The 24957-nt window shown below is 54.5% G+C and carries 26 protein-coding genes; 15 read left to right on the top strand and 11 right to left on the bottom strand.

Annotation, left to right across the window (positions count from 1 at the left end; all coding sequences use genetic code 11):
• Positions 1-227: 227 nt before the first annotated feature.
• From yjfF to ytfQ, 4 genes are read right to left on the bottom strand one after another with little or no spacing between them, the layout of a single operon-like run.
• Positions 228-1214, bottom strand: coding sequence for a galactofuranose ABC transporter, permease protein YjfF (gene yjfF / locus JK231_RS01820; RefSeq protein ID WP_038647220.1), 987 nt, complete (start codon positions 1212-1214; stop codon positions 228-230).
• On the bottom strand, positions 1211-2227 hold the full coding sequence (gene ytfT, locus JK231_RS01815; RefSeq protein WP_058962433.1) for a galactofuranose ABC transporter, ATP-binding protein YtfT: 1017 nt from the start codon (positions 2225-2227) through the stop codon (positions 1211-1213). The genes yjfF and ytfT overlap by 4 nt, the downstream gene beginning before the upstream one ends.
• A complete protein-coding gene (ytfR, locus tag JK231_RS01810) occupies positions 2220-3740 on the bottom strand; it encodes a galactofuranose ABC transporter, ATP-binding protein YtfR (protein WP_034827399.1) in 1521 nt (506 codons plus the stop codon). The genes ytfT and ytfR overlap by 8 nt, the downstream gene beginning before the upstream one ends.
• 56 nt (positions 3741-3796) lie before the next feature.
• Complete coding sequence (ytfQ, locus tag JK231_RS01805) at positions 3797-4753, bottom strand: galactofuranose ABC transporter, galactofuranose-binding protein YtfQ (protein ID WP_097119804.1); 957 nt, start codon at positions 4751-4753, stop codon at positions 3797-3799.
• A 675-nt stretch (positions 4754-5428) separates the two neighbouring features.
• On the opposite strand from ytfQ, the gene ydgT reads away from it, so the two are divergent.
• From ydgT to JK231_RS01755, 10 genes are all read left to right on the top strand, one after another.
• Positions 5429-5644 carry a transcription modulator YdgT gene (ydgT, locus tag JK231_RS01800; protein ID WP_034827409.1) on the top strand — a complete coding sequence of 72 codons (216 nt, stop codon included), beginning with the start codon at positions 5429-5431 and terminating at the stop codon, positions 5642-5644.
• A 101-nt stretch (positions 5645-5745) separates the two neighbouring features.
• Positions 5746-6189: a DUF2569 domain-containing protein gene (locus JK231_RS01795; RefSeq protein WP_034827411.1), complete on the top strand. Its 444-nt coding sequence runs from the start codon at positions 5746-5748 to the stop codon at positions 6187-6189.
• A 123-nt stretch (positions 6190-6312) separates the two neighbouring features.
• Positions 6313-6894: an electron transport complex subunit RsxA gene (gene rsxA, locus JK231_RS01790; protein WP_034827413.1), complete on the top strand. Its 582-nt coding sequence runs from the start codon at positions 6313-6315 to the stop codon at positions 6892-6894.
• On the top strand, positions 6894-7472 hold the full coding sequence (rsxB, locus tag JK231_RS01785) for an electron transport complex subunit RsxB (protein WP_034827415.1): 579 nt from the start codon (positions 6894-6896) through the stop codon (positions 7470-7472). The genes rsxA and rsxB overlap by 1 nt, the downstream gene beginning before the upstream one ends.
• Positions 7465-10176 carry an electron transport complex subunit RsxC gene (gene rsxC, locus JK231_RS01780; protein WP_211727854.1) on the top strand — a complete coding sequence of 904 codons (2712 nt, stop codon included), beginning with the start codon at positions 7465-7467 and terminating at the stop codon, positions 10174-10176. Before rsxB ends, rsxC begins: the two co-directional genes overlap by 8 nt.
• A complete protein-coding gene (rsxD, locus tag JK231_RS01775) occupies positions 10177-11235 on the top strand; it encodes an electron transport complex subunit RsxD (protein WP_097119806.1) in 1059 nt (352 codons plus the stop codon).
• A gap of 2 nt (positions 11236-11237) precedes the next feature.
• Complete coding sequence (gene rsxG, locus JK231_RS01770) at positions 11238-11870, top strand: electron transport complex subunit RsxG (protein ID WP_166931562.1); 633 nt, start codon at positions 11238-11240, stop codon at positions 11868-11870.
• On the top strand, positions 11867-12568 hold the full coding sequence (locus tag JK231_RS01765; protein ID WP_097119808.1) for an electron transport complex subunit E: 702 nt from the start codon (positions 11867-11869) through the stop codon (positions 12566-12568). Before rsxG ends, JK231_RS01765 begins: the two co-directional genes overlap by 4 nt.
• Complete coding sequence (gene nth, locus JK231_RS01760) at positions 12565-13200, top strand: endonuclease III (RefSeq protein ID WP_211727853.1); 636 nt, start codon at positions 12565-12567, stop codon at positions 13198-13200. Before JK231_RS01765 ends, nth begins: the two co-directional genes overlap by 4 nt.
• 4 nt (positions 13201-13204) lie before the next feature.
• Positions 13205-14164 (top strand): zinc-dependent alcohol dehydrogenase family protein, encoded by a 960-nt coding sequence (locus JK231_RS01755; protein ID WP_211727852.1) that lies wholly within the window; start codon positions 13205-13207, stop codon positions 14162-14164.
• A gap of 32 nt (positions 14165-14196) precedes the next feature.
• Here JK231_RS01755 and JK231_RS01750 read toward each other — a convergent pair whose 3' ends face one another.
• A complete protein-coding gene (locus tag JK231_RS01750; RefSeq protein ID WP_097119289.1) occupies positions 14197-14886 on the bottom strand; it encodes a CTP synthase in 690 nt (229 codons plus the stop codon).
• A gap of 652 nt (positions 14887-15538) precedes the next feature.
• Between JK231_RS01750 and dtpA the strand changes: the two genes are divergently transcribed.
• From dtpA to gstA, 3 genes are all read left to right on the top strand, one after another.
• Entirely contained in the window at positions 15539-17047 is a 1509-nt protein-coding gene (gene dtpA / locus JK231_RS01745; RefSeq protein WP_211727851.1) for a dipeptide/tripeptide permease DtpA, read from the top strand.
• 156 nt (positions 17048-17203) lie between these two features.
• Entirely contained in the window at positions 17204-18112 is a 909-nt protein-coding gene (locus JK231_RS01740) for a LysR family transcriptional regulator (protein ID WP_097119287.1), read from the top strand.
• A gap of 74 nt (positions 18113-18186) precedes the next feature.
• Entirely contained in the window at positions 18187-18792 is a 606-nt protein-coding gene (gene gstA / locus JK231_RS01735) for a glutathione transferase GstA (protein WP_202403713.1), read from the top strand.
• An 81-nt stretch (positions 18793-18873) separates the two neighbouring features.
• On the opposite strand, the gene pdxY is transcribed toward gstA, so the two are convergent.
• The 5 genes from pdxY to anmK form a co-directional block, all read right to left on the bottom strand.
• The gene (gene pdxY / locus JK231_RS01730; protein ID WP_211727976.1) at positions 18874-19737 is read right to left on the bottom strand and encodes a pyridoxal kinase PdxY; all 864 of its coding nucleotides are present in this window, start codon (positions 19735-19737) and stop codon (positions 18874-18876) included.
• A gap of 51 nt (positions 19738-19788) precedes the next feature.
• Entirely contained in the window at positions 19789-21063 is a 1275-nt protein-coding gene (gene tyrS, locus JK231_RS01725; protein ID WP_034821575.1) for a tyrosine--tRNA ligase, read from the bottom strand.
• A gap of 139 nt (positions 21064-21202) precedes the next feature.
• A complete protein-coding gene (gene pdxH, locus JK231_RS01720; RefSeq protein WP_045834198.1) occupies positions 21203-21859 on the bottom strand; it encodes a pyridoxamine 5'-phosphate oxidase in 657 nt (218 codons plus the stop codon).
• 14 nt (positions 21860-21873) lie between these two features.
• The gene (locus JK231_RS01715; protein ID WP_160869826.1) at positions 21874-22203 is read right to left on the bottom strand and encodes an MliC family protein; all 330 of its coding nucleotides are present in this window, start codon (positions 22201-22203) and stop codon (positions 21874-21876) included.
• A gap of 10 nt (positions 22204-22213) precedes the next feature.
• Complete coding sequence (gene anmK / locus JK231_RS01710) at positions 22214-23335, bottom strand: anhydro-N-acetylmuramic acid kinase (RefSeq protein WP_211727850.1); 1122 nt, start codon at positions 23333-23335, stop codon at positions 22214-22216.
• A gap of 285 nt (positions 23336-23620) precedes the next feature.
• Between anmK and slyB the strand changes: the two genes are divergently transcribed.
• Entirely contained in the window at positions 23621-24088 is a 468-nt protein-coding gene (gene slyB, locus JK231_RS01705; protein ID WP_034821586.1) for an outer membrane lipoprotein SlyB, read from the top strand.
• Positions 24089-24128: 40 nt separating this feature from the next.
• Here slyB and slyA read toward each other — a convergent pair whose 3' ends face one another.
• Entirely contained in the window at positions 24129-24566 is a 438-nt protein-coding gene (gene slyA, locus JK231_RS01700; RefSeq protein WP_034821588.1) for a transcriptional regulator SlyA, read from the bottom strand.
• 152 nt (positions 24567-24718) lie between these two features.
• Between slyA and JK231_RS01695 the strand changes: the two genes are divergently transcribed.
• Positions 24719-24955 (top strand): DUF1656 domain-containing protein, encoded by a 237-nt coding sequence (locus JK231_RS01695; protein ID WP_038647264.1) that lies wholly within the window; start codon positions 24719-24721, stop codon positions 24953-24955.
• Positions 24956-24957 lie beyond the last annotated feature (2 nt).

Here is a 24957-nt window from a genome sequence, read left to right as displayed (position 1 = left end):
TGAGTCGCGGCTTTTTTGTGGCTAAAACCTGCGATCCAGGCAGCATAGCAACGCCCACCTTTGTCTCCTTTATGCAGGTTCGTTGCATTCAAAATATGAGCACCACCCCCTGCAATCCCCCCCAATATCCACAATTCTGAGCACCAAGCCTCCAACATTCTCGAATCGGCGACCCAAAACAAAAAAGGTGCGCCAATTTGCGCACCTCTTGAACATCCCACTCACGATTACGAAGTTAAACGCTTAACCGGCGCATTCTTCTGACGATCCCACATCACGGTCAGCAGGCGCTGCAGTGCGATAAACGCGAACAACAGAATACCGATGGCGATCTTCGTCCACCACGAACTCAGGGTGCCATCGAAGTTAATCCATGTCTGAATCAGCCCCTGGATCAACACCCCAAACAACGTGCCGAGCACCGTGCCCACGCCACCGGACAACAAGGTGCCGCCAATAACCACAGAGGCAATCGCGTCCAATTCCACGCCCAACCCTGCCAGGGCGTAGCCTGCTGAGGTATAGATCGAGAACACAATCCCCGCCAGTGTCGCCAGGGTGGTGGAAAGCATATATATCTTGATGGTGGTGGCGCGCGTCGAAACGCCCATCAACTGCGCTGATGTCAGATTGCCGCCAATCGCATACACCTGATTACCAAAACGCGTGCGATGCGCGAGGATGATCCCGCCAATCACCACCACCAGCATAATCACTGCCAGCAAACTAAGGCGCCCGCCGCCGGGGATCTTCCACGCCAGGCTAGACAGTGTGGAATACAGCGGATGATCAATGGGAATCGAATTCTCCGACACCAGATAGCTACAGCCGCGCAGGAAAAACATCCCCGCCAGGGTAATAATAAAGGCCGGGATCTTCAGCGCATCGATAAGCCAGCCCATCATGGCGCCAAACAGTGCTCCCATCGCCAGCACAATCGCGAAGGCAAGAATCGGATCGACGTGATAATCACCGATAATTTTCGCCAAAAATACACCGCTAAAGGCGATAACGGCCCCCACTGACAGATCGATACCGCCTGACAAAATCACAAATGTCATGCCCACGGCGATAATGCCGAGAAACGCGTTATCGGTCAGGATATTGCAGATCACACGAGTCGAGGCAAAACCAGGGAACTGACTCAGGCAGAACAGATAACCGGCGACAAACACCAGCAGCGTAATCATCAATGGCAGATGGCGTTTAATCATTTTGGACGTCTCCCTTTCAGCATGGCGATAAAGCGCGGCGATTGCAGCAACAGCACACACATCACCACCACCGCTTTCACCACCTGATTCAGCTCCGGCGGGAAGCCAGACAGCAAAATACCGGTGTTCATCGACTGAATAATCAGCGCGCCAACCAGCGACAACACCAGATTAAAACGCCCGCCCATCAACGATGCACCGCCAATCACCACGGCGAGAATGGCATCCAACTCCAGCCATAGACCGGCGTTGTTAGCATCGGCGCCACGTATATCGGCTGCCACGATCAGGCCCGCGACTGCCGCACACACGCCGCTAATGGCATAAGTGGACATCACTACTAACCAGCCATTAACACCAGCATTACGTGCGGCGCGCAGGTTAATCCCCACCGCTTCGATAAACAGGCCCAGCGCGGTTTTGCGCGTCAGCAGCCACACTAACAGTGCCACCAGTAGCGTTATCCACACCGGAACCGGCAGCATCCACAGCGAGCCGCTGCCAAACCAGCCGAGGCTGTCGCTGTTAAAGGTCACAATCTGACCCTGGGTAATCAGCTGAGCGATACCGCGCCCGGCCACCATCAAAATCAACGTGGCCACAAACGGCTGAATCTTCAGGAGGGCGACCAGCACGCCGTTCCACAAGCCACAGGCCAGACCGGTGCCGAGTGTGGCGAGAATAATAAAACTCAGGCTGTGTCCCGCAACGGTCAGGGTGGCCGCCGTCGCCCCCGCAATCGCCATCACCGCGCCGACCGACAAATCAATCCCGCCAGTGGCAATCACCAGCGTCATACCGACCGCCAGTAAGGCGACGGGTGCAGCGCGGTTGAGGATATCAATCGGGCTGCCGAACAGGCGGCCGTCCTGAATATGCACGGCAAAAAAATTGTTGGCGACCAGGCTATCCACCAACAGCACCAGAATCAGCGCGACGATTTGCGGCATGCCTGGCGGTAACTTCGGCTTACGCCGTTCAGGTTTTGGATGTGTCATAGGGGATTCAAGCATGTTGTGCTCCTCCATCGGCGATGGCATTGACGATCGACGCCACCGACAGCTGCTCCAGCGGGATTTCAGCCACCTGCTTCAAATCACGCATGATCAACACGCGGTCGGCATAGCCCACCAGCTCTTCGAGTTCAGAGGAGATAACCAGTAACGCCAGTCCATCGGCGCACAGGGTTTCAATCAAACGAATGATCTCGGCATGTGCACCGACGTCAATGCCGCGCGTCGGTTCGTCGAGAATTAAGAATTGCGGCTTCGTCACCAGCCAGCGTGACAGCAGCACCTTCTGCTGATTACCGCCGGAGAGTAATTCCACCGGCTGATCGGCATGTGGCGTGCGAATTCCCAGGCTTTTGATAAAGCGATCGGCGATGGCCTGCTGCTCACGCCGTTTAATCGGTCGCAGCCAGCCGCGTTGGGCCTGTAGCGCCAGAATAATATTCTCGCGCACCGATGCAGCGCCGATAATACCGTCGGTTTTACGATCTTCCGGGCAGAACCCCATGCCCAGATGGGAGGCTTTGGCCGGTGTCCGGATGTGCTGCACTTTGCCTTTGATGGTGGCAGTACCCCGATCCGCACGACGGATACCAAACAGCACTTCGGCGGTTTCCGTGCGCCCCGATCCCAGTAATCCCGCTAAGCCCACCACTTCTCCCGGACGCACCTCCAGGTCGAAAGGCTCAATGGTGCCCTTCTTGCCGTAGTCTTTGAATGACACCACCGGTTGGTTGCTTTTCAGCGTGCTGCCCTGACGCTGCAAGGCAGTTTCCAGTAACTCGCGCCCCAGCATCAGTTTGATCAATTCGATTTGCGGCAGCGATGCCGTATCACGCGTGGCTATAAACTGGCCATTGCGCAAAACGGTAATACGATCGGTGATGCGGTACACCTGGTCGAGAAAATGAGTCACAAAAATCAGGCTCATCCCTTTGGCTTTCAGTTGCGCCATCAGGGTGAATAGCATTTCCACTTCGCTGGCATCGAGGCTGGCGGTGGGTTCATCGAGGATTAACACCTGTGCGGAGAGATCCACGGCGCGGCAAATCGCAATGATTTGCTGCATCGCCACCGAGTAATGGCCCAGGGGACGCGTCACGTCGAGCGCAAAACCGTAGTTGCGCATCAGTGCATCGGCATCGCGCACCATACGCTTGCGGTCGATCATGCCAAAGCGGCGCGGCTCACGGCCGATGTAGAGATTGTCTGCCACCGACATATTCGGCAGGAGGTTCACCTCCTGATAGACCGTGCCGATGCCCATTTGCTGTGCATCGGCGGTATTGTGCGGTGAAATGGCAGTGCCATTCAGGGTGATGGTGCCTGCATCACGGGTGTACACGCCGGTCAGCACTTTAATTAACGTGGATTTCCCGGCGCCGTTTTCGCCCAGCAGCGCCATGATCTCGCCTTTGCGAATGCTGAATGACACATTATCCAGCGCTTTCACGCCGGGGAAACCTTTGCTGATACCGTTTAGAGTCAGGAGTGCGGATGCATCTGCGGTGCTCATCAGGTTCTACCTCGCCTTACGTCATGAAAAACCGCCCCGAAGGGCGGTTGCGGGGATCAGTAACCCATGCCTTTTTTGGTGTCGAGCTGTGCCTGCGCGGAGTCTGGCAGATACAGTTTCGATTCGGTTTTGATGATTTTTGGTGGCATCGTGCCGTCTTTTTTGAATTTCTCCAGTGCATCGAATGCCGGACCCGCCATGTTTGGCGTCAGCTCGACGTTGGCATTGGCCTCACCCGCCAGCATCGCTTTATAGATATCCGGTACGCCGTCGATAGAACCGGTCAAAATATCTTTGCCTGGCTTCAGACCCGCTTCTTTAATGGCCTGAATGGCGCCGATCGCCATATCATCGTTGTGCGCATACACCATGCAGATGTTCTTGCCGTTGTTTTCCGCTTTGATAAAGCTCTCCATCACCTCTTTACCTTTACTACGGGTAAAGTCGCCGGACTGCGAGCGGATCACTTTGATGTTGTTGTGGCCCGCGATGGCTTCGGCGAAGCCTTTTTTGCGGTCGATGGCTACGCTGGCACCCACGGTGCCTTGTAACTCAACCACATTACACTTCTTATCGCCGACCGTTTTCACCAGCCAGTCACCGATCAACTTGCCTTCCAGCACGTTGTCTGCGGTCACCACCGCCATGTACAGCGACTTATCTTTCACCACGATAGCGCGGTCTAACAGGAACACCGGGATTTTGGCGTCTTTGGCTTCTTCCAGCACCGGTTCCCAACCGGTTTGTACTACCGGGGCGATGAAGATGGCGTCAACGCCCTGCGCGATAAACGAGCGCACCGCTTTGATTTGGTTTTCCTGCTTCTGCTGACCATCGGCGATTTTCAACGTGATACCGCGCTTTTGCGCTTCGCTTTTCGCCACGTTGGTTTCTGCTGAACGCCAGCCAGACTCCGAACCAACCTGTGAGAAGCCCACCGTCATATCAGCGGCAAGTACAGACGTACTGAGTGCTGAACTGACCATGGCGGTTAAGAGTAAACGTTTCCACATAATTTCATTCCTCTGAAGGGAGTGTGCTGTAGGGGTACAAAACGCAGATTAAGCCTGGCGCAAAAGCGAGAAAACAAGCGCGACATGCCTCACAAAATAGAATGAATTAAAGGAGTTACGAAATTATGCATATAAGAAGTCATACCAGCCATATGGACAATTTGCCTGATATTTATTTCAGTGTCGGTTAAATAAATGTAATAAACAGAATCGGTTAGGATGGTGGCTACTGGAAGCGATTACAGACGCTGCGTAAAGAATGGTTATCGACTGCGGGCACAAGCAATGATCAGTTTTGTGATTATTCGCACACTACATGATTTACAGTTTCAAAGCGTGTAGATGCCATTGCTTAACAGTTCGACATAAATCGCCCTAATAAATGTCTTATATGAATGAAAGTCAGTGCACTAAGCCTGATAAAAAATGACAACTTTCATTTGCGTTAAGGGTGTGAGCTTTTTTCACATTATGCCGTCTGTCAGGGTTGAATTTGTCTTAATCCCGTCTGGAAATGCGCGTTTAAAACGGCAAAATGAAGAAAAAATGTCTTTTGATGAGCGAATTAGCTCACGTTGTCTGATTTTTGAATTTTTTTAACGCTGGCGTATGGACTCTGTCAGAGTGCTCCCTATACTTGGGCACTTCCGAGCACTTTATTTTTAAATGGCAATCATGACTGCGCTAGATTACCTGCTGAAATTCCGCAAAGTGAATAATCTCGATAGTCTGGAAAAACTCTACGACCATCTTAATTATTCGCTGACCGATGACAATGACATCATCAATATGTATCGCGCTGCCGATCATCGTCGTGCTGAACTTGTTTCCGGCGGCCGCCTTTATGATATGGGCCGCGTGCCGAAATCAGTCTGGCGCTACGTAATGTAATGGGTTTTCCCCGCCTTTTTCTGCACTATTGCGTTGTCCATGTCGGGCGTGCCCCGTTTGGACATACAACGCCTTCTTAATTTCGCTACAGGATCCGCAAGATGACCGAATCGGTAAACCCGCCGCGTATTGCTGGCTGGCTGTTGTTGCCGCTAGCCTGGTTGATTATGACGATGCTGACCAGTGCACTGGTGGTGGCCATGTATCTGAGCCCGTTGTTTGATACAGAATTGCGTACCACGTTGTTCACTCATGCCAGCCAATTGTTCACGCAATGGGCGATTTCCCTGCTCACCGCAGGCGTGGTTTGGGTCTACAGTATCTGGGTTTGCTGGATGTTCTGTAAACGTTCGCGCCGTCTACCGCGTCATTACATCCTGTGGTTGCTGATGACGGTGTTACTGGCGTTGAAAACGTTCGCGTTCACCCCGGTGGCGGATAACAAAGCCATTCAAACGCTGTTGTTGTCACTGCTGGCGGCGGCGGTCTTTGTGCCCTACTTCAAACGTTCTCAACGTGTGAAAGAGACGTTTATCCAGCCATAACGGCGCGAGTTTCGTCAGGAATTTAATTCTGCGTGCTCTCAACATCCACAGATTTTGTGTAGAGGTTGAGATGCACCTCTCAATTCCGGATAATAGACGCCTTTCGGCTTCCCAGGTTAAAAAATGACCGATTACTTACTTCTCTTTATTGGCACCGTGCTGGTGAATAACTTCGTGTTAGTGAAGTTTCTCGGCCTATGCCCCTTTATGGGCGTGTCAAAAAAATTGGAAACGGCCATTGGTATGGGACTCGCCACCACTTTCGTGATCACCCTGGCGTCGATTTGCGCCTGGCTGGTGAACCATCTGATTTTGGTGCCGCTCGATCTGGTGTACCTGCGAACCCTGGCGTATATCCTGGTGATCGCCGTGGTGGTGCAATTCACCGAAATGGTGGTGCGCAAAACCAGTCCGTCACTCTATCGACTGCTGGGCATTTTTCTGCCGCTGATTACCACTAACTGTGCGGTGCTGGGTGTCCCTTTGCTGAGCGTCAATCTCAACCATACCTTTATGCAGGCTGCGGTCTATGGCTTCAGTGCCTCGCTTGGCTTCTCCCTGGTGATGGTGCTGTTCGCTGGTATGCGTGAACGCCTGGTGTTAGCCAATGTCCCCGCGCCGTTTAAGGGCAACTCGATTGCATTGGTCACCGCAGGTTTGATGGCGCTGGCCTTTATGGGCTTTACCGGGTTGGTGAAATTCTAATGACCGCGATTTGGATTGCTATTGTGGCTATTGCTGCGCTGGGCCTGGTTTTTGGCGCCCTGCTCGGTTACGCCTCGCGTCGATTCGAGGTAGAAGAAGATCCGATCGTTGAACAGATCGACAGTATTCTGCCGCAAAGTCAATGCGGCCAATGTGGTTATCCCGGCTGCCGCCCGTACGCCGATGCCGTGGGTAATAACGGCGAAGCCATTAATAAATGCGCTCCCGGTGGCGAGCAAACCATGCTCAAGCTGGCCGCGCTGCTCAACGTTGAACCGCAACCGCTGGATGGCGGTGAGGAAGTGCAGGAACCGATCCGCACCGTGGCCTGGATTGATGAAGCCAACTGCATCGGCTGCACTAAATGTATTCAGGCTTGCCCGGTAGATGCGATTGTCGGTGCTACCCGTGCCATGCATACCGTGCTGAGCGATGTCTGTACCGGCTGTGATTTGTGTGTTGCTCCCTGCCCGACCGACTGTATTGAAATGCGTCCGGTTGCCACGACCACGGCCAACTGGAAATGGGATCTCGAAACCATTCCTGTACGGGTGATCCCGGTAGAAACTCATGCTTAATTTGTTAAAACTATTCCGCAAAGAGAAGCTGTGGGATTTTCAGGGCGGCATTCATCCGCCGGAAATGAAAACACAGTCTAACGGCACGCCGTTAAGCCAGTTACCGCTGCCTGAACAATTCATCATTCCGTTAAAACAGCATATCGGCCATGAAGGCGAGATTTGCGTCTCACCGGGCGATCACGTCTTGCGTGGTCAGCCGCTGACGTTTGGCAGCGGTCGCATGCTGCCGGTGCACGCACCGACCTCCGGCACCATCGAAGCGATTGCGCCACATATGACCGCGCACCCTTCGGGTCTTTCCGAACTGTGCATTTTCCTGCGCGCCGATGGTGAAGATCGCTGGACCACGCTCGATCCGCAACCTGACTTCCGTTCGCTTACTCGTGAAGATGTCGTCAAACGCATCCATGAGGCAGGCGTCGCCGGTTTGGGGGGGGCAGGCTTCCCGACCGCCACCAAGCTACGTGGCGGATTGCGCGGCGTCAAAACCCTGATTATCAATGCCGCAGAGTGCGAACCTTACATCACCGCCGATGATCGTCTGATGCAGGACTGCGCGGCTGAAGTGCTGGAAGGTTGTCGTATCCTCGCCTGGGTATTGCAGGCTGAGCGTGTGCTGATTGGCATCGAAGATAACAAACCCGAAGCGATTGCAGCGCTGAAGCAGGCTTTGGGTGGTGACCGCGAGTTGCAACTGCGTGTCATCCCCACCAAATACCCTTCTGGCGGTGCTAAACAACTGACCCAGATTCTTACTGGCGTTGAAGTGCCGCACGGCGGTCGTTCGACCGATATTGGCGTGCTGATGCAAAACGTCGGTACGGCCTGGGCGGTAAAACGCGCCATTATCGATGGCGAGCCGATTACCGAACGCGTCGTTACCCTGACCGGCGAAGCCATTGCGCAGCCGCGTAACGTTTGGGGACGCCTGGGTACGCCAGTTAGCCATCTGTTACATCATGTGGGTTTCGCACCGGGTTCGCGTCAGATGGTGATCATGGGCGGCCCGCTAATGGGTTTTACGCTGCCGTCACTGAATGTGCCGCTGGTTAAAATCTCCAACTGCATTCTGGCACCTTCTGCCAGTGAAATGGGCAATAACGAAGAAGAACAGTCTTGTATTCGTTGCAGTGCCTGTGCGGATGCCTGCCCGGCGAAACTGCTGCCTCAGCAGCTGTTCTGGTACAGCCAGGGCGGCGATCATGAGAAGGCGCGCGCTCACAATATCGATGACTGCATTGAGTGCGGTGCCTGTGCGTACGTCTGCCCAAGTAATATTCCGCTGGTGCAATATTATCGCCAGGAGAAGGCGGAGCTGCGCGCTATCGATCTCGAAGCGAAGCGCACCGCCGAAGCTAAAGCGCGCTTTGAAGCGCGTCAGGCGCGTTTAGAGCGGGAAAAACTGGCGCGTGAAGCGCGTCATGAAGAAGCTAAACAGCGTGTGGCACGTAGCGATCAGGGTGAACGTGACGCGGCGATTGCTCGCGTGAAGGCGCGTGCCGCCAAAACACCGGAACAGGAAACTGCCGAACGTGAGGCTCGCCATGCCCAGGCGTTAGCTCAGCAGGCGGAAAAACAGTCTGAAACGCAGGCGCTGAGTCGCCAGTCTGGCGATCCGCGTAAAGCCGCGGTGGAAGCGGCCATTGCACGTGCTAAGGCGAAGAAGTCTGGTGTGGCGGTTGGCGAACAACCGTCTGAAGCTGCTGGTGTTGCACCCGCCGCTGAGGCTGATCCACGTAAAGCTGCGGTTGAAGCCGCCATTGCGCGCGCCAAAGCGAAGAAAGACGCTGCGGCGGCTAGCGAACAAAATCCTGAAACTGCTGATGCAGCCCCGGTCGCTGAAGTTGATCCGCGTAAAGCGGCGGTTGAAGCCGCCATTGCGCGCGCTAAAGCTAAGAAAGCCGCTGCGGCGGCTGGTGAACAAGCGCCTGAACCTGCTGATGTCACTCCTGCCGCTGAGGTCGATCCTCGCAAAGCCGCGGTTGAAGCCGCTATTGCCCGTGCTAAAGCCAAGAAAGCCGCTGCGGCTGGCGAACAAGCGCCTGCATCTGCTGATGCAGCCCCGGCTGCAGAAGTTGATCCGCGTAAAGCGGCGGTTGAAGCCGCCATTGCGCGCGCTAAAGCGAAGAAAGCTGCGGCGGCTTCTGGTGAACAAGTGTCTGAGCTTGCTGACGCAGCACCTGCCGCTGAAGTTGATCCGCGTAAAGCAGCGGTTGAGGCCGCCATTACTCGAGCTAAGGCGAAGAAAGCGGCTGCGGCTGCGGCGGCTTCTGGTGAACAAGTGTCTGAGCTTGCTGACGCAGCACCTGCCGCTGAAGTTGATCCGCGTAAAGCAGCGGTTGAGGCCGCCATTACTCGAGCTAAGGCGAAGAAAGCGGCTGCGGCTGCGGCGGCTGAGCAGATTTCTGAACCTGCTGACGAACCACACGCACCTGAGCCTTCTGATGCAGCACCTGCCGCTGAAGTCGATCCGCGCAAAGCTGCGGTGGAAGCGGCCATTGCGCGCGCTAAAGCGAAGAAAGCTGCGGCGGCTGCCGAGCAAGCTTCTGCGTCTGTTGAAGCCGCACCTGAATCATCTTCTGAAGTGGAGGCTGCTGCCTCTCCTGACTCCGCCGACCCACGTAAAGCGGCCATTGCCGCCGCGGTCGCCCGTGCCAAAGCGCGTAAAGCGCAGCAGCAGCCTTCGACGACTGAGGATTAAATGGCTTTTCGTATCGCAAGTTCCCCTTATACCCACAACCGCCGCAGCACCGGCAACATCATGCTGCTGGTGGTACTGGCTGCGCTGCCGGGTATGGCCGCGCAGTGGTATTTCTTTGGCGTGGGTTTTCTGATTCAGGTATTGCTCGCCACCGCCACTGCGTGGATCACCGAAGGCGCCATTTTGCGTCTGCGCAAAACACCAGTGGTTCCGACTCTCTCGGATAACTCCGCCCTGCTCACCGCGCTGCTGCTCGGCATCAGTCTGCCGCCGCTGGCGCCCTGGTGGCTGGTGGTCATTGGTACCATGTTTGCCATTGTTATCGCGAAACAACTGTATGGCGGCCTGGGTCAAAACCCCTTCAACCCAGCGATGGTCGGTTATGTGGTCTTACTGATCTCCTTCCCGGTGCAGATGACCAGCTGGTTGCCGCCGGATACATTGCAGGCAATCAAACCCGGCCTGCTGGATTCCCTCAGCATGATCTTCACCAATCACACGCTGGCCGGTGAAACCATGCAGCAGTTGCAGCTCGGGGTGGATGGCATCAGCCAGGCCACGCCGCTGGATACCTTTAAAACCGGCTTGCGGGCCGGGCACAGTGCTGAGCAGTTACTGTCTGAGCCGATTTATACCGGCGTGCTGGCGGGATTAGGCTGGCAGTGGATCAACCTCGGTTACCTGCTGGGCGGTATGCTGCTGCTGGCAAAAAATGCCATTCGCTGGCACATACCCGTCAGTTTCCTCGTGTCGCTGGCCTTCTGCGCCACCCTTGGCTGGTTGTTTTCACCGGAATCGCTGAACTCGCCGCTGATTCATTTGTTCTCCGGCGCGACCATGCTCGGCGCATTCTTTATCGCCACCGATCCGGTCACCGCCTCGACCACTAACCGTGGTCGCCTGGTTTATGGAGCACTGATTGGTTTGCTGGTGTGGCTGATTCGCAGCTTTGGCGGATATCCGGACGGTGTGGCCTTCGCGGTTCTGTTGGCGAACATTTGCGTGCCGCTGATTGATTACTACACCCAGCCGCGCGTTTACGGCCATCGCAAGGATTAATGATGTTCGATGCTATTCGTAAAAATGCCGTGACGCTGGCGGCGTTTGCAGTGATCACCACCGGCGTCACTGCGGTGGTGAACTATGTCACCAAGCCGACGGTGGAACATCAGACGGCACTTCAGCAAAAAAACCTGCTCGATCAGGTGGTGCCCACCGAGATGTATGACAACCACATTCAGCAAGAGTGTTTCCTGGTGACGGATGCAGCGGCATTAGGCAATAACCAGCCGCATCATCTCTATCTGGCGCGTAAAGGTGATAAACCCGTCGCGGCGGCTCTTGAGACTACCGCGCCAGACGGCTATTCTGGTGCGATTCAGATGCTGGTCGGTGCCGATTTTCACGGCAAAGTATTAGGTGTCCGGGTAGTGGAACACCATGAAACGCCTGGACTGGGCGACAAGATTGAACTGCGCATTTCCGACTGGATCAACAGCTTTAACGGCAAAGTGGTGCACGGTGCCGACGACAAGAACTTTGCGGTGAAAAAAGACGGTGGTGAATTTGATCAATTTACCGGCGCGACCATTACCCCGCGCGCAGTGGTGAATGCCACTAAACGTACCGCATTACTGATTGAAACGTTGCCAGCGAAGCTCTCTTCGCTGCCCGAATGTGGAGATGCACCATGAGTGAAGCAAAATCCCTGCTGGTTGGCGGCCTGTGGAAGAACAACTCCGCCTTGGTGCAACTGCTGGGCTTGTGCCCGCTGCTGGCCGTGACCTCAACCGCCACTAACGCCCTCGGCCTTGGCCTGGCCACCACGCTGGTGTTAACCATCACCAACAGCGCTATCTCCGCCTCGCGTCGTTGGGTGCCGGCGGAAATCCGTATCCCTATTTACGTCATGATCATCGCTTCGGTAGTGAGCTGCGTGCAGATGCTGATCAATGCTTACGCTTACGGGCTGTATCAGTCACTGGGTATCTTCATTCCCCTGATCGTGACCAACTGTATTGTGGTGGGTCGTGCGGAAGCGGTGGCTTCTAAGAGCAGTATTCCGCTGTCGGCGCTGGATGGTTTTGCCATTGGCATGGGCGCGACCTGCGCGATGGTGACGCTAGGTTCGATTCGTGAATTGATCGGTAGCGGCACCCTGTTTAACGGTGCTGACCAACTGCTGGGCCCCTGGGCCAAAGCGCTGCGCATTGAAGTGTTCCATTTCGATTCACCGATGTTGCTGGCGATGCTGCCGCCTGGAGCTTTTATTGGCTTAGGCATGCTGCTGGCCGGTAAATATCTGATCGATCAGAAAATGAAGCAACGAGCCGCCCTGCGCGCTGCTGAACCTGAAGCCGCGCCACAAGGTGAAACCGGGAAGGCCGTGTGAACAAGGAAAAGCGACTGCAAATTCTCACGCGCCTGCGTGATGACAATCCGCATCCCACCACGGAGCTGTACTTCAGTTCGCCGTTTGAACTGCTGATTGCGGTGCTGCTGTCCGCGCAGGCCACGGATGTCAGCGTGAATAAAGCCACGGCGAAGATGTATCCGGTGGCAAACACCCCCGCCGCCATTTTGGCTTTGGGTATTGATGGCGTGAAAGAGTTCATCAAGACCATCGGCCTGTTTAACAGCAAGGCAGAGAATGTGATTAAAACCTGCCGCATTCTCATCGAGCAGCACGGTGGTGAAGTTCCGGAGGACCGTGCGGCATTAGAAGCCCTGCCCGGCGTCGGACGCAAGACCGCCAATGTGGTGCTGAATACCGCCTTTGGCTGGCCGACCATTGCCGTTGATACGCATATCTTCCGCGTCAGCAATCGCACCCGCTTCGCGCCCGGCAAGAACGTCGAAGAAGTCGAAGATAAACTGATTAAAGTGGTGCCATCTGCCTTTAAAGTCGATTGCCACCATTGGTTAATCTTGCACGGCCGCTATACCTGCGTGGCACGTAAACCGCGCTGTGGCTCCTGCCTGATCGAAGATTTGTGTGAGTTTGACGCCAAAACCGAAGTCTGAGTCCATGCCGATAACGGATCGCAATCTCGCGCTCTGGTATCGGCAGTTTGGCGATCCTGTTGATGTACTGACGCTGGAATCCTCCTCTTTAGCCCCTTGTTCCGCTGGCCTGCTGCGCGTGCAAATGCACTATGCGCCAGTGAACGCGTCTGATCTGATCCCGATTACCGGTGCTTATCGTCACCGTGTCGCGCCGCCACAGGTCGCTGGTTACGAAGGCGTGGGCACCGTGATCTCCGCGCCCTCTGCTTACTCACATTTAGTGGGGCAACGCGTGTTACCACTGCGTGGCGTGGGCTGCTGGCAACATTATGTGGATATCGATCCACAGCTCGCTATTCCGGTACCAGAGGATATTAAGAGTACGCTGGCTGCGCGCGCCTATATCAATCCGCTAGCCGCTTTGCTGATGCTGCAGCAATGGCCGGTCAGCGGTAAAAATGTCCTGATCACTACCGGTGGTTCCGCCTGCGCACTGTTGCTGGCCCAGTGGGCTAAGCTGCGCGGTGCACGACGCGTGGTGATGGTGTATCGCTCGTCAGCACATGCAGAAAAGTTGCACGCCCTCGGCCTGAGTGCGTTGCAGGAGACTGCGCGGGACGCGATTGAAGCAGTGAGTGCGCAAACCGATATCGTGTTTGATGCGGTCGGCGGCGATGTGGGGCAGTTGATCTGGCGAACGCTACCTGAGCACGCGCACTTTGTGGCTTACGGGGTATTAAGCGGCGCGCCGGTAAAAGTGAATGCCGCCCGTCCAGCACTGCACTGGTTTCATGTGCGGCACACCTTGGGCGATATTGGCGCGGCACCGTGGCAACAGCTTTTCTCAAAGATCTGGCCGTTGCTGCGCGACAGCGAGTGTGGTGAGGTGGAAATTTTCCCATTGAAAGAGTGGCGCGCGGCAATCGAAAGTTATCACCAGTCGGGTCGTGCGCGTAAACCCCTGCTGTGTCTGGACGAGTAAAGAGAGGCGAAGCAGCCTCTCTGTTCAATCAATTATTTAGCCGCAGCCTGCAGCCAGGCGACCACCAGCGGGGATAGCCGATTTTGCAGCGCCGCCCGTTCTGACTGGAACAGCGTCGCGACAAAGAACGGATGATCGGTCAGTTCAACACCGCGTACGTCACGATCCAAATCCCATGAAGTAATCTTCAGATTATTGGTTGCCAGCGCGTCACTGAATTCCGGGTTCACGCCGAAATTACAGTGATACCCTTCATCACTTTCCAGCGCGCCGTAAGCTTGTGCAATCTTTGAACCCGCTTCGAAAGTCACCGTGCCACGCTGTTCCACCAGCGAACAGGTCAGCGGCGCAATCACCCAGCGCCCACTTTCATCGGTTTCCGCATGCCCGGCATCTTCCCAACCCAGCACATTGCGGGCGTACTCTACCACCGCATACTGGAAACCGCCACACGAACCGAGGAACGGTTTGTGGTTTTCACGCGCCCAGCGGATCGTTGCAAACACAGCTTCGTCGTTGAGATACGGGCTGCCTGGCACGACCCAAATGGCATCGTAATCGTTCCAGTTGTGTTGATGGATGTCGGGAGTGGCGATCCAGTCGGCGGTAACGTCGAGCGAGAGGGATTTTGCGGCAAACTGTACAGCAGGAGGAATGGCTTGATGTGCAACAGCATTGGCACGGAAATCGCCAACAAGGGCGACACGAACTGACTGCGTCATGGCTACGTCCTTTTAGGGAAAAAACGAGGTTACAGCAAACATCACGACCTGTCTAAGCGCATTTCAGCGCGATATCACTCACTTTCGCTTGCGCGCATTTTGGTTATAGCCTGCTGTTTATACGGCTAAACATTCCTCTTTGTGGTGATTAACTCGACGGATGTTGACCACGCAATCGTTTACTTCTTTTACGGTTTTAATTAATTCGTAATTTTGTGCGCAGGATCAACAAATTAGCCATTTGGAAACTTTAGTCAGCCTATTACGCTCAACTATCAAGCAATTGTGCTTGGTAAATGTACATTCACGGTCTTTATATTGGTATAAATTATCATCTATAGCGTTATGTTCTGTAAAATACACCTTAAGCGGTTTATATCAGGAAAATGATCCTAAGGATCTCCAGTTAGCACGATTATTCTGATATAATGCCAAACAGCAATATTTAACACTGATTTACAACTTCTTATAACGGCATTAACCCTACCTGTTACAAGTATTTCAGCGTGCAAAAAATGCTTGCCCTGTTGGCCTGATTCAGCCAAATTAGGCGCCGTTTTTCCTTTCTAATAACAATGTTGCGCGGGATTACTCAGCCCGACGCAGACTTAATTCCTGTCGTAAAACAGGCTATGTATAAACTGAGGTACACGTGTCAACTGCAAACAAACACACTGACGAGGCAGTAAGCCTCAACGCGTTCAAGCAACCGAAAGCGTTTTATCTGATCTTCTCCATCGAACTGTGGGAGCGTTTCGGCTACTACGGTCTGCAAGCCATCATGGCCGTTTACCTGGTGAAACAGCTGGGCATGTCCGAAGCGGACTCCATTACCCTGTTCACCTCGTTCAGCGCCCTGGTTTACGGCATGGTCGCGATTGGCGGCTGGCTGGGCGATAAAGTATTGGGTACCAAACGCGTGATTGTGCTCGGCGTGATCGTGCTGGCGCTCGGCTATGCGCTGATCGCCTTCTCAGGCCATGACACTGCGATGGTGTACGTCGGCATGGCAACTATCGCCGTGGGTAGTGGCTTATTTAAAGCCAACCCCTCTTCTCTGCTGTCTACCTGCTACGAGAAAGATGATCCGCGCATCGACGGTGCGTTCACCATGTTCTATATGTCGATCAACATCGGTTCTCTGTTCTCGATGATGCTGACACCGTGGTTGGCTGCACATTACGGCTGGGGCGCAGCGTTCTCGCTCTCCGTGGTGGGTCTGGTGATTACCTTACTGAACTTCCTGTTCTGCCAGCGCCTGGTGAAAAACTACGGTTCTAAACCGGACTTTGCGCCACTGAATGTCAGCAAATTGCTGATGACGCTGGTAGGTGTGGTGGCGCTGGTTGCCATTGCCGCCTGGTTGTTGCATCACCAAAGCATTGCGCGTATGACACTGGGCGTGATTGCCATCGGCATCGTGCTGGTGTTCGCGAAAGAAGCCTTTGCCCTGCAGGGTGCAGCACGCCGTAAAATGATCGTCGCCTTCCTGCTGATGCTCGAGGCGATTGTGTTCTTCGTGCTCTACATGCAGATGCCAACCTCACTGAACTTCTTTGCTATTCGTAACGTTGAGCATGCCATTCTGGGCATTACCTTCGAACCTGAACAGTTCCAGGCACTGAACCCGTTCTGGATCATGCTGGCCAGCCCGATTCTGGCAGCGGTTTACAACAAGCTGGGCGACAAACTGCCTATGCCACACAAGTTCGCGATTGGTATGGTGCTGTGCTCTGCTGCGTTCCTGGTGCTGCCATTTGGTGCCAGGTTCGCTAACGATGCCGGTATTGTGTCTGTGAACTGGTTGATCATCAGCTATGCACTGCAGAGTGTGGGCGAACTGATGATTTCCGGTCTTGGCCTGGCGATGGTGGCGCAGTTAGTCCCACAGCGTCTGATGGGCTTCATCATGGGTTCCTGGTTCCTGACCACGGCGGGTGCTGCAATGATTGCCGGTAAAGTGGCGAATCTGATGGCCGTACCGAATGATGTGACCGATCCGCATGCTTCACTGGAAGTTTACAGCCATGTGTTCCAGCAGATTGGTATTGCAACCGGTGTGATCGCTATCCTGATGTTGATCACCGCGCCACTGCTGAACCGTATGACGCAGAGTGATGCTTCACAGCCTGAACTGAAAAGCGCTAACGCCAATCAGTAATGCAGGTGATGTGAATAAGCCGGGCAAACGCCCGGCATTTTTATTTCCTGTTACTCATTTCTTTCCACCGCTTTAACGTTTCCTGCTGCCAAAGCTTCGCTTTTTATCCACTTCCCCGCATGATGACGGCTTCCTGTTAAACGTGCTGGAATCATCATGGATAAATTTGAAGAACTTCAGGTATTTGTTGCGGTGATTCAGCAAGGCAGCCTGGCCAGTGCTGCACGTTTTTTACAGCGCTCCCCTCCCGTTATTACCCGCACATTGAATGCCCTCGAGTCCCGGTTGGGCACGACCCTGATTGAACGCACCACTCGTCAACTGGCGCCCACAGAAGCGGGCTGGCAGCTGTTCGAACGGGCTCAGCAAATATTAGGTGATTATCAGCACGCGCTCGATAGCGCGCATCACAGTGGCCTGCAGGGGCTGCTGCGCATCACCGCACCCGTGCCTTTCGGCCGCCGCCATATCATGCCGCTGGTGAATGCATTCTTACAGCAACATCCCGAGATGCAAATCGAAGTGGTGCTGAGTGACAGCTATCAGGATTTAATTGAGAACGGGTTGGATATCGCGCTGCGCATTGGCGAATTACAGGATTCTTCAATGGTGGCACGCAAAGTAGGCAGCGTGCGTTCGACGTTGGTGGCGAGCCCGGAATATCTTCGGCTTGCAGGTGCTCCCGCCCATCCGGCAGAGCTGCAGCAACATACGGTGATCACCAGTTTGCGTCACACACGTGAATGGCGCTTTGCCCAGGATTTACGCGTGCGCATTTTGCCTCGTCTGCGCGTAAACGATATTGAAAGCCAGCTGGAAACGCTGCGTGGCGGTCAGGGGATTGGACGTTTGCTGTCGTACCAGGTGCTGGATGATATTCGTGATGGCAAACTGATCCGTTTATTACCCGAGTGGGAGCCTGTCCCCTTGCCGGTACAACTGGTCACACAGCGGGTTAAAAACATGACGCCTAAGGTGCGGCAGTTCTGGGACTATGCGCTGGAACAATTGCCTGCGCTACCTTGTTTTACGCAGGAAAAGTTTAAAGCGGACCGTAATTCCTGATCGCGGTCACTGGTAAAAAATATTCGCAGATTTATGCTAATTCGATCACAACCACACTTCCAGGAGAAGCCATGATGAAACTCTATTGCAAGCCCGGTGCCTGTTCGTTGTCACCGCATATTGTTGCGCGTGAATGCGGGCTGGACTTTACCCAGGTCAATGTCGATCTGCAGAAAAAGGTCACCGAGCAGGGAGAAGATTACTGGCAGATTAACCCCAAAGGACAGGTTCCTGCGCTGCAGTTTGATGACGGCAGCTTGTTAACCGAAGGCGTTGCCATTGTGCAGTATCTGGCGGATCTGAAGCCGGATCGCAATTTACTGGCACCGACCGGCAGCCTGACGCGCTACCACACCCTTGAATGGTTGAGCTTTGTCAGCAGTGAACTGCATAAAACCTTCTCGCCGCTGTTCCGTCCGGACACGCCGGAAGAGTACAAAGCGATTGTGCGGGCGCAGCTAGAGAAAAAATATCAGGCGGTGAATGAAGCGCTGCAGGATAAGCAGTGGCTGATGGGACTGCGTTTCACCGTGGCCGATGTCTACCTGTTTGTGGTCACGCGTTGGGCAAAAGCCATCAAGCTAGATTTGAGCGGGTTAACGGCGCTTGAAGCCTGGTTTGATCGCGTGGCGGAGCGCCCTGCGGTGCAGGCAGCATTGAAAGCGGAAGGTTTGGTTTAAGCCGATTCAGGCGCACCCTGTGCGCCTGTTTTGCATCGTGTCTGCAGGCCACCGGGTGGTCGCCTGCAGATTTCGCAGCCGTTACAGCTTCTCAGCAGCAAAGTGCTGAGTCGGTTGCGCAATCGCGTCCTGCGCTGCCACCAGTTGCAACTCGTACTCGCCCATCTCGTGAGTTTTCAGCATCACTTCATACACTGCAGCGGTAACGTGTTCCAGTGCGTCCTGTAACGATTTACCGTGCAGCAGATCGACCAGCAGCAAACCACTGGTGAGATCGCCCACGCCCACCGGCTGACGAACCCCGAAATCCACCAGCGGACGGCTGATATGCCAGCACTCGTCAGCGGTGACCAGCAGCATCTCAAAGCGATCGCTGCGACGTCCGGCACGCGCCAGATGTTTCACCAGCACCACTTTCGGTCCCTGCGCCACTAACGCGCGTGCCGCCACTACCGCCTGCTCAATATTCGCCACTTCGTGGCCGCTGAGCATTTCCAGCTCCAGCAGGTTCGGCGCGATGATATCGCTGGCTGGCATCGCCATCTTGCAATGGAACTCCGCGACGCCAGGCGCCACAATGCAGCCCTTTTCAGGGTGGCCCATCACCGGATCGCAGAAGAACCAGGCTTTGGGGTTAGCGGCTTTCACCTGACGCACGATCTCCAGAATCTGCTCGCCCTGCTCAGCAGACCCTAAATAGCCGCTCAGCACCGCATCACAGGTCTTCAGACGGTCAATCGCCGCAATGCCTTTGACGATGTCGGTCAAATGGGTCGCTGGCATCACGGTGCCGGTCCAGTGACCGTATTGCGTGTGATTAGAGAACTGTACGGTGTTTAACGGCCAAACGTTTGCGCCCATACGGCGCATGGGGAATTCGGCGGCGCTGTTACCGGCGTGGCCGTAAACCACATGAGACTGGATTGCGAGGATATTTTTCATTATTGCCCTGTACTGCCTTGCCATAAAAAAGGGCCGGAAACCGGCCCTCGAACCTTACTGCCAGTTAATCAGGCAGTAGTGTTTTTTACCGCGACGCAACAGCGTGAAGCGACCAAACAGTTTGTCGCTGTCGCTGAAACGATACTCGGCGTCAGATTGTTTTTCACCGTTGAGAGAAACGGCGTTGGAACCGATCATGGTGCGAGCCTGACCGCGCGAAGGTACCAGTTCAGCCGCCACCAGCGCCTGCTGCAGATCGTCTTCCGCTTTCAGGTTAATCACTGGCATACCGTCCTGCGCTAACTGCTCGAAGTCCGCTTCGGTCATCTCGGTCAGGCTGCCTGAGAACAGGCTGTCGGTAATACGTTTTGCCGCCGTCAGACCCGCTTCGCCGTGCACCAGACGTGTTACCTGCTCTGCCAGCACGTATTGGGCGCGTGGCGCTTTACCGCTGTTCTTGTCTTCTTCTTCCAGCGCATTGATCTCTTCAATGCTCATAAAGGTGAAGAACTTCAGGAAGCGATACACGTCTGAGTCAGCAGTGTTAATCCAGAACTGGTAGAACTTGTATGGGCTGGTTTTCTTCGCATCGAGCCACACTGCGCCACCTTCGGTTTTACCGAATTTGGTGCCATCGGATTTGGTGATCAGCGGAACGGTCAAGCCCCACGCCTGCTGCTGATGCAGACGGCGCGTCAAATCGATACCTGACGTGATGTTGCCCCACTGGTCAGAACCGCCAATCTGCAGCACCACATCGTGACGCTTGTTCAGTTCCGCAAAGTCGTAACCCTGCAGCAGGTTGTAGGAGAACTCGGTGTAAGAAATCCCCTGATCTTCACGGTTCAGACGCTGTTTCACCGCTTCGCGGTTGATCATCTGGTTCACCGAGAAGTGCTTACCGATGTCACGCAGGAAAGTCAGCACGTTCATGCCGCCAAACCAGTCGTAGTTGTTCGCTGCGATAGCACTATTATCGCCGCAGTCGAAGCTGAGGAATGGCGCCACCTGGTTGCGGATCTTTTCAACCCATTCGCCCACGGTATCCGCGGTGTTAAGTTTACGTTCTGCTGCTTTAAAGCTGGGATCGCCAATCAGACCGGTGGCACCACCCACCAGCGCGACCGGCTTGTGTCCGGCGTCCTGAAAACGTTTCAGGCAGAGCAGCGGCACCAGATGGCCCAAATGCAAGCTATCAGCGGTCGGATCGAAGCCGCAATAGAGTGCAATTGGCCCTTGCGCCAGTCGCTCTGCTAACGCTTCCTCGTCCGTTACCTGGGCGACTAAGCCCCTTTCTTGCAATTGTTGTATCAGGTTACTGCTGGTCATCACTGACTCCAAATTGATCAGACTGCACCTAGGCTGGTACACAGCTTTCCGCTGAGATGCGGATACGAAAAAAATGAGGGCTATAGCATAAAGCGCTGACGCCAACTGCGCCAGCGTTGAAAGGGGGTAAAACGCAGTTTTACGGCGCTAAACGGTCAATCGTCCAGCCGTTGCCTTCACGTTGGTAGAGGAAGCGGTCATGCAGGCGATGTTCGCCGCCCTGCCAGAACTCCACGGTATGGAATTTGACGCGATATCCGCCCCAGAAACTGGGTAAAGGCACTTCGCCTTGCTGGAATTTTTGCTTAAGTTCAAGGAACTTGCCTTCCAGCACACCACGCGCCGAAATACGGCTTGATTGCTTCGACACCCAGGCACCGATCTGGCTATCCCGTGGGCGGCTGCTAAAGTATTTCAGCACTTCCAGTGGCGACAGTTTTTCCACTTCCCCTAATACCATCACCTGGCGTTCAAGAAAGTGCCATGGGAAATGCAGCGAGATGCGCGGATTGTCCGCCAACTGCAGCGCTTTGCGGCTGCCCAGATTGGTGTAAAACACCATGCCTTGTTCATCGTAATGCTTCAGCAACACAATACGCTGATAAGGCTGGCCGCTGCTGTCAACGGTGGCGACGGTCATTGCTGTAGGATCGGGCAATTGGGCATCGCACGCCTGCTTGAGCCAGTGTTCAAACAACGCCAGCGGATTGTCTGGCAGATCGTTACGTCTAAGCCCGCCGCGAGTGTACTCACGGCGCAAATGGGCAATGTTTTGCAAGCTGTCACTGTCGCTCATGCTGATTCTCTTCGTTACTGGGCGGACGTATCCGCATTTTGCAATTCACAGTCATTAATCACGATTTTGTCATTACGCTCAACAAAAGCGCCATTGCCTTTCGACCAGAAGACATAAGTGCCGTCGCTGTAGCGCGCGCCGGAAGCTGATACGGTTTGGGTTAAGGTGAGCGGTTTACCATCCAGAATAAAGCTCACCTGCTGCTTCGGATTGTCCAGTGTCACCGTTAACGGTAACGTGCCGCACTGATAGCGCAATGTCTGTGGTGTCGGCTGCTCTTTGTGCATCATGCCGCAGCCACTCATCGCGACGACACAGCTCAACAGAATAACGATTTTTTTCATCTTTCACTCCTTAATGTGTCAATCTGGCATTCGCCGGATAAATGGCGCCCAATACACTCATTTCCCGTGCACCGGTGACGGCAGGCAAATTGCCTGGCAAACCGGACAAGGTGCGAAACGCCAGCCAGGCGAAGGCCAACGCTTCCATATCATCACCACTGATCCCGGCGTCATCCGTCGTCCCCACTTCTGTACCCGGCAAATGGGCCGCCAGCCGCGCCATCAGCAATGGGTTGCGACTGCCGCCACCACACACCAGCAGGCGATCGCAGCCATCATTGAGCTGAACTTGTTGAGCAATGGTCAATGCGGTGAGTTCGCTGAGTGTGGCCTGCACATCCTGCGGTGCCAGCGCCGGGAAACGCTGTAGTTGCCGCTCAACCCAGCCGAGATTGAAGTATTCACGACCGGTACTTTTCGGTGGTGGCAGCGCGAACCAGGGGTCGTTGAGCATTTCCTCCAGCAGTGCAGGCACCACCTGACCACTGCGCGCCCAGCTAGCATCCTTATCATAGGGCACGCCCTTATGACGCCAAATCCAGGCATCAATCAACATATTGCCAGGCCCGGTATCAAAGCCACGCACAGGCTGACCGGGGATCAATAATGACAGATTGGCAATACCGCCAATGTTGAGCACCATGCGCCGTTCAACGCTGTCCATCAGCAGCGCCTGATGGAACGCGGGAACCAGTGGCGCGCCTTGTCCGCCTAAGGCCATGTCGCGACGACGAAAATCGGCCACCACGGTAATTCCCGTGGCGGCGGCGATTTGATTGCTGTCCCCAATCTGTAGCGTATTCGGGGTGTCGCTCTGCGGCTCATGCCACACGGTCTGACCATGACAACCTATTGCCATGATGTCGCTGGCTTCCAGCGATTGCTGCTGCATTAGCGTTAACACCGCTTCGGCAAATAGCTTGCCCAGCCGTGTATCCAGTTGGCCGAGTTGCGACAGCGTCAGCGATTGCCCCTGACAGATTGCCAGCACCTGTTGCCGAATCTCCTGCGGCATCGGGTGACAATAGCTGGCCTGCTGCGCGACAATATGATTATCAATCACCGCCAGTACCACATCGACACCGTCGAGGCTGGTGCCGGACATCACACCAATATAGCGTCCTGATTTCATAGCGGTTCCTTACTCACGCGCGAGTCTTCAATTCGATTCTGTTTAGCCTGGCAAATATCAGCGGCTAATTCTATGATAAAATTCCGCTTCTCAACCGCACCGCACACGGCATTTCAGCGATAAAATATTTTCAGCACGAAATTGAATTTTTGTTGAGGGGCAATGGTCTATCCTTCGCCTCAGCCGCGTATTATTTGGACATAGAGTCAATTGCCAGCTTTCTGTCTTATACTCTTGCTGTAGAGGACGAGAACATGGCGTTTTTTTGCATTAAGGAGCTTTCTGATGATTAAGCGTTTTGTAGCCGTGGCACTGACCGGCCTGACGCTGGCAGGTTGTGTCAGCAATGACACCCTTTCCGGTGATGTGTATAGCGCCAATGAAGCCAAACAAGTACAAAGTGTCTCATACGGTACTCTGGTGTCGGTTCGCCCGGTTAAAATCCAGGGTGGCGATGAAAATAACGTGATTGGCGCGATTGGTGGTGCGGTGCTGGGTGGTTTCCTCGGTAACACCATTGGTGGTGGCACCGGTCGCAGCCTGGCCACAGCAGGCGGTGCGGTACTTGGCGGCGTAGCAGGCCAGGGCGTGCAGGGTGCGGTCAACAAGTCTGACGGTGTTGAACTGGAGATCCGTAAAGACGATGGCAACACCATCATGGTGGTGCAGAAGCAAGCCGCAACCCGCTACTCTGTGGGTCAGCGCGTCGTGATGGCGTCAAACGGTAGCCAGGTCACCGTTTCACCACGCTAAGCGAACAGATAAAAAAAACCGACGCCAGCGCGTCGGTTTTTTATTTCTCGCGGTTTTGGAACTCGAGAATGTTTTTTTCCAGTCGAGCAATCAGCGTGACCATTTGATTAATCTCTTCGAGGCTGATGCCCGAAAGGATGTCATCGCGGGTCGCATCAATCACATTTTCAACCTGCTCGATAATCGGCTCGGCCTGCTTCGTCAACTTAATGCGTTTGGCACGACGGTCGTTAGCACAGGTGGCACGCGTGATGAGTCCCTTCTCTTCCAACTGATCCAGCGTACGCACCAGCGAAGGTTGTTCAATACCAATGGCTTTGGCCAGCTGGATCTGCGACTGCTCTGGCGGAAGTTGATGAATATTGTGTAACGTCACCCAATGCGTTTGTGTCAACTCAAGCGGCTTCAAACGCTGGTCAATCAAGGCACGCCAGATGCGTACCAGCCGAGACAGGTCTGTACCGAGGGGCGTATCCATTTCATCTCCTTATAATTAGCTTGCTAGCTATCAAGCCAGATTTTACACTATTCTGCGAGTTTACAGGACAAATTACAAATCTCAGGCCAGACGGCACGCTCTCTTCTACGCTAGTTTGAGAGAGAACCTGGGACAATGAAGGATGAAGACACGTGTCCATTACCGCACTTTCCGCCACCGCTCCGCTTACCGACCTGGTATTTGGTGCCTCGCTGTTCTTTCCGCCGCTGTTTAAAGCTGTGCTGCTGGGTTTCTTTTTCTGGTTACTGATTCACCCGTTGCTGCGCGGCTGGATGTACTCCGGCGACATCTGGCATCCCACCTTAATGGATCTTTCCCTGTTTGTTCTGTGCGTCACTGGCGCACTGTGGATACTGAGCCTCGGATAAAT

The sequence above is a fragment of the Pantoea sp. JGM49 genome (assembly GCF_018257655.1).
In the GTDB taxonomy this organism is placed as follows: domain Bacteria; phylum Pseudomonadota; class Gammaproteobacteria; order Enterobacterales; family Enterobacteriaceae; genus Pantoea; species Pantoea communis.
This window is presented reverse-complemented; position numbering and strand designations above follow the sequence as displayed.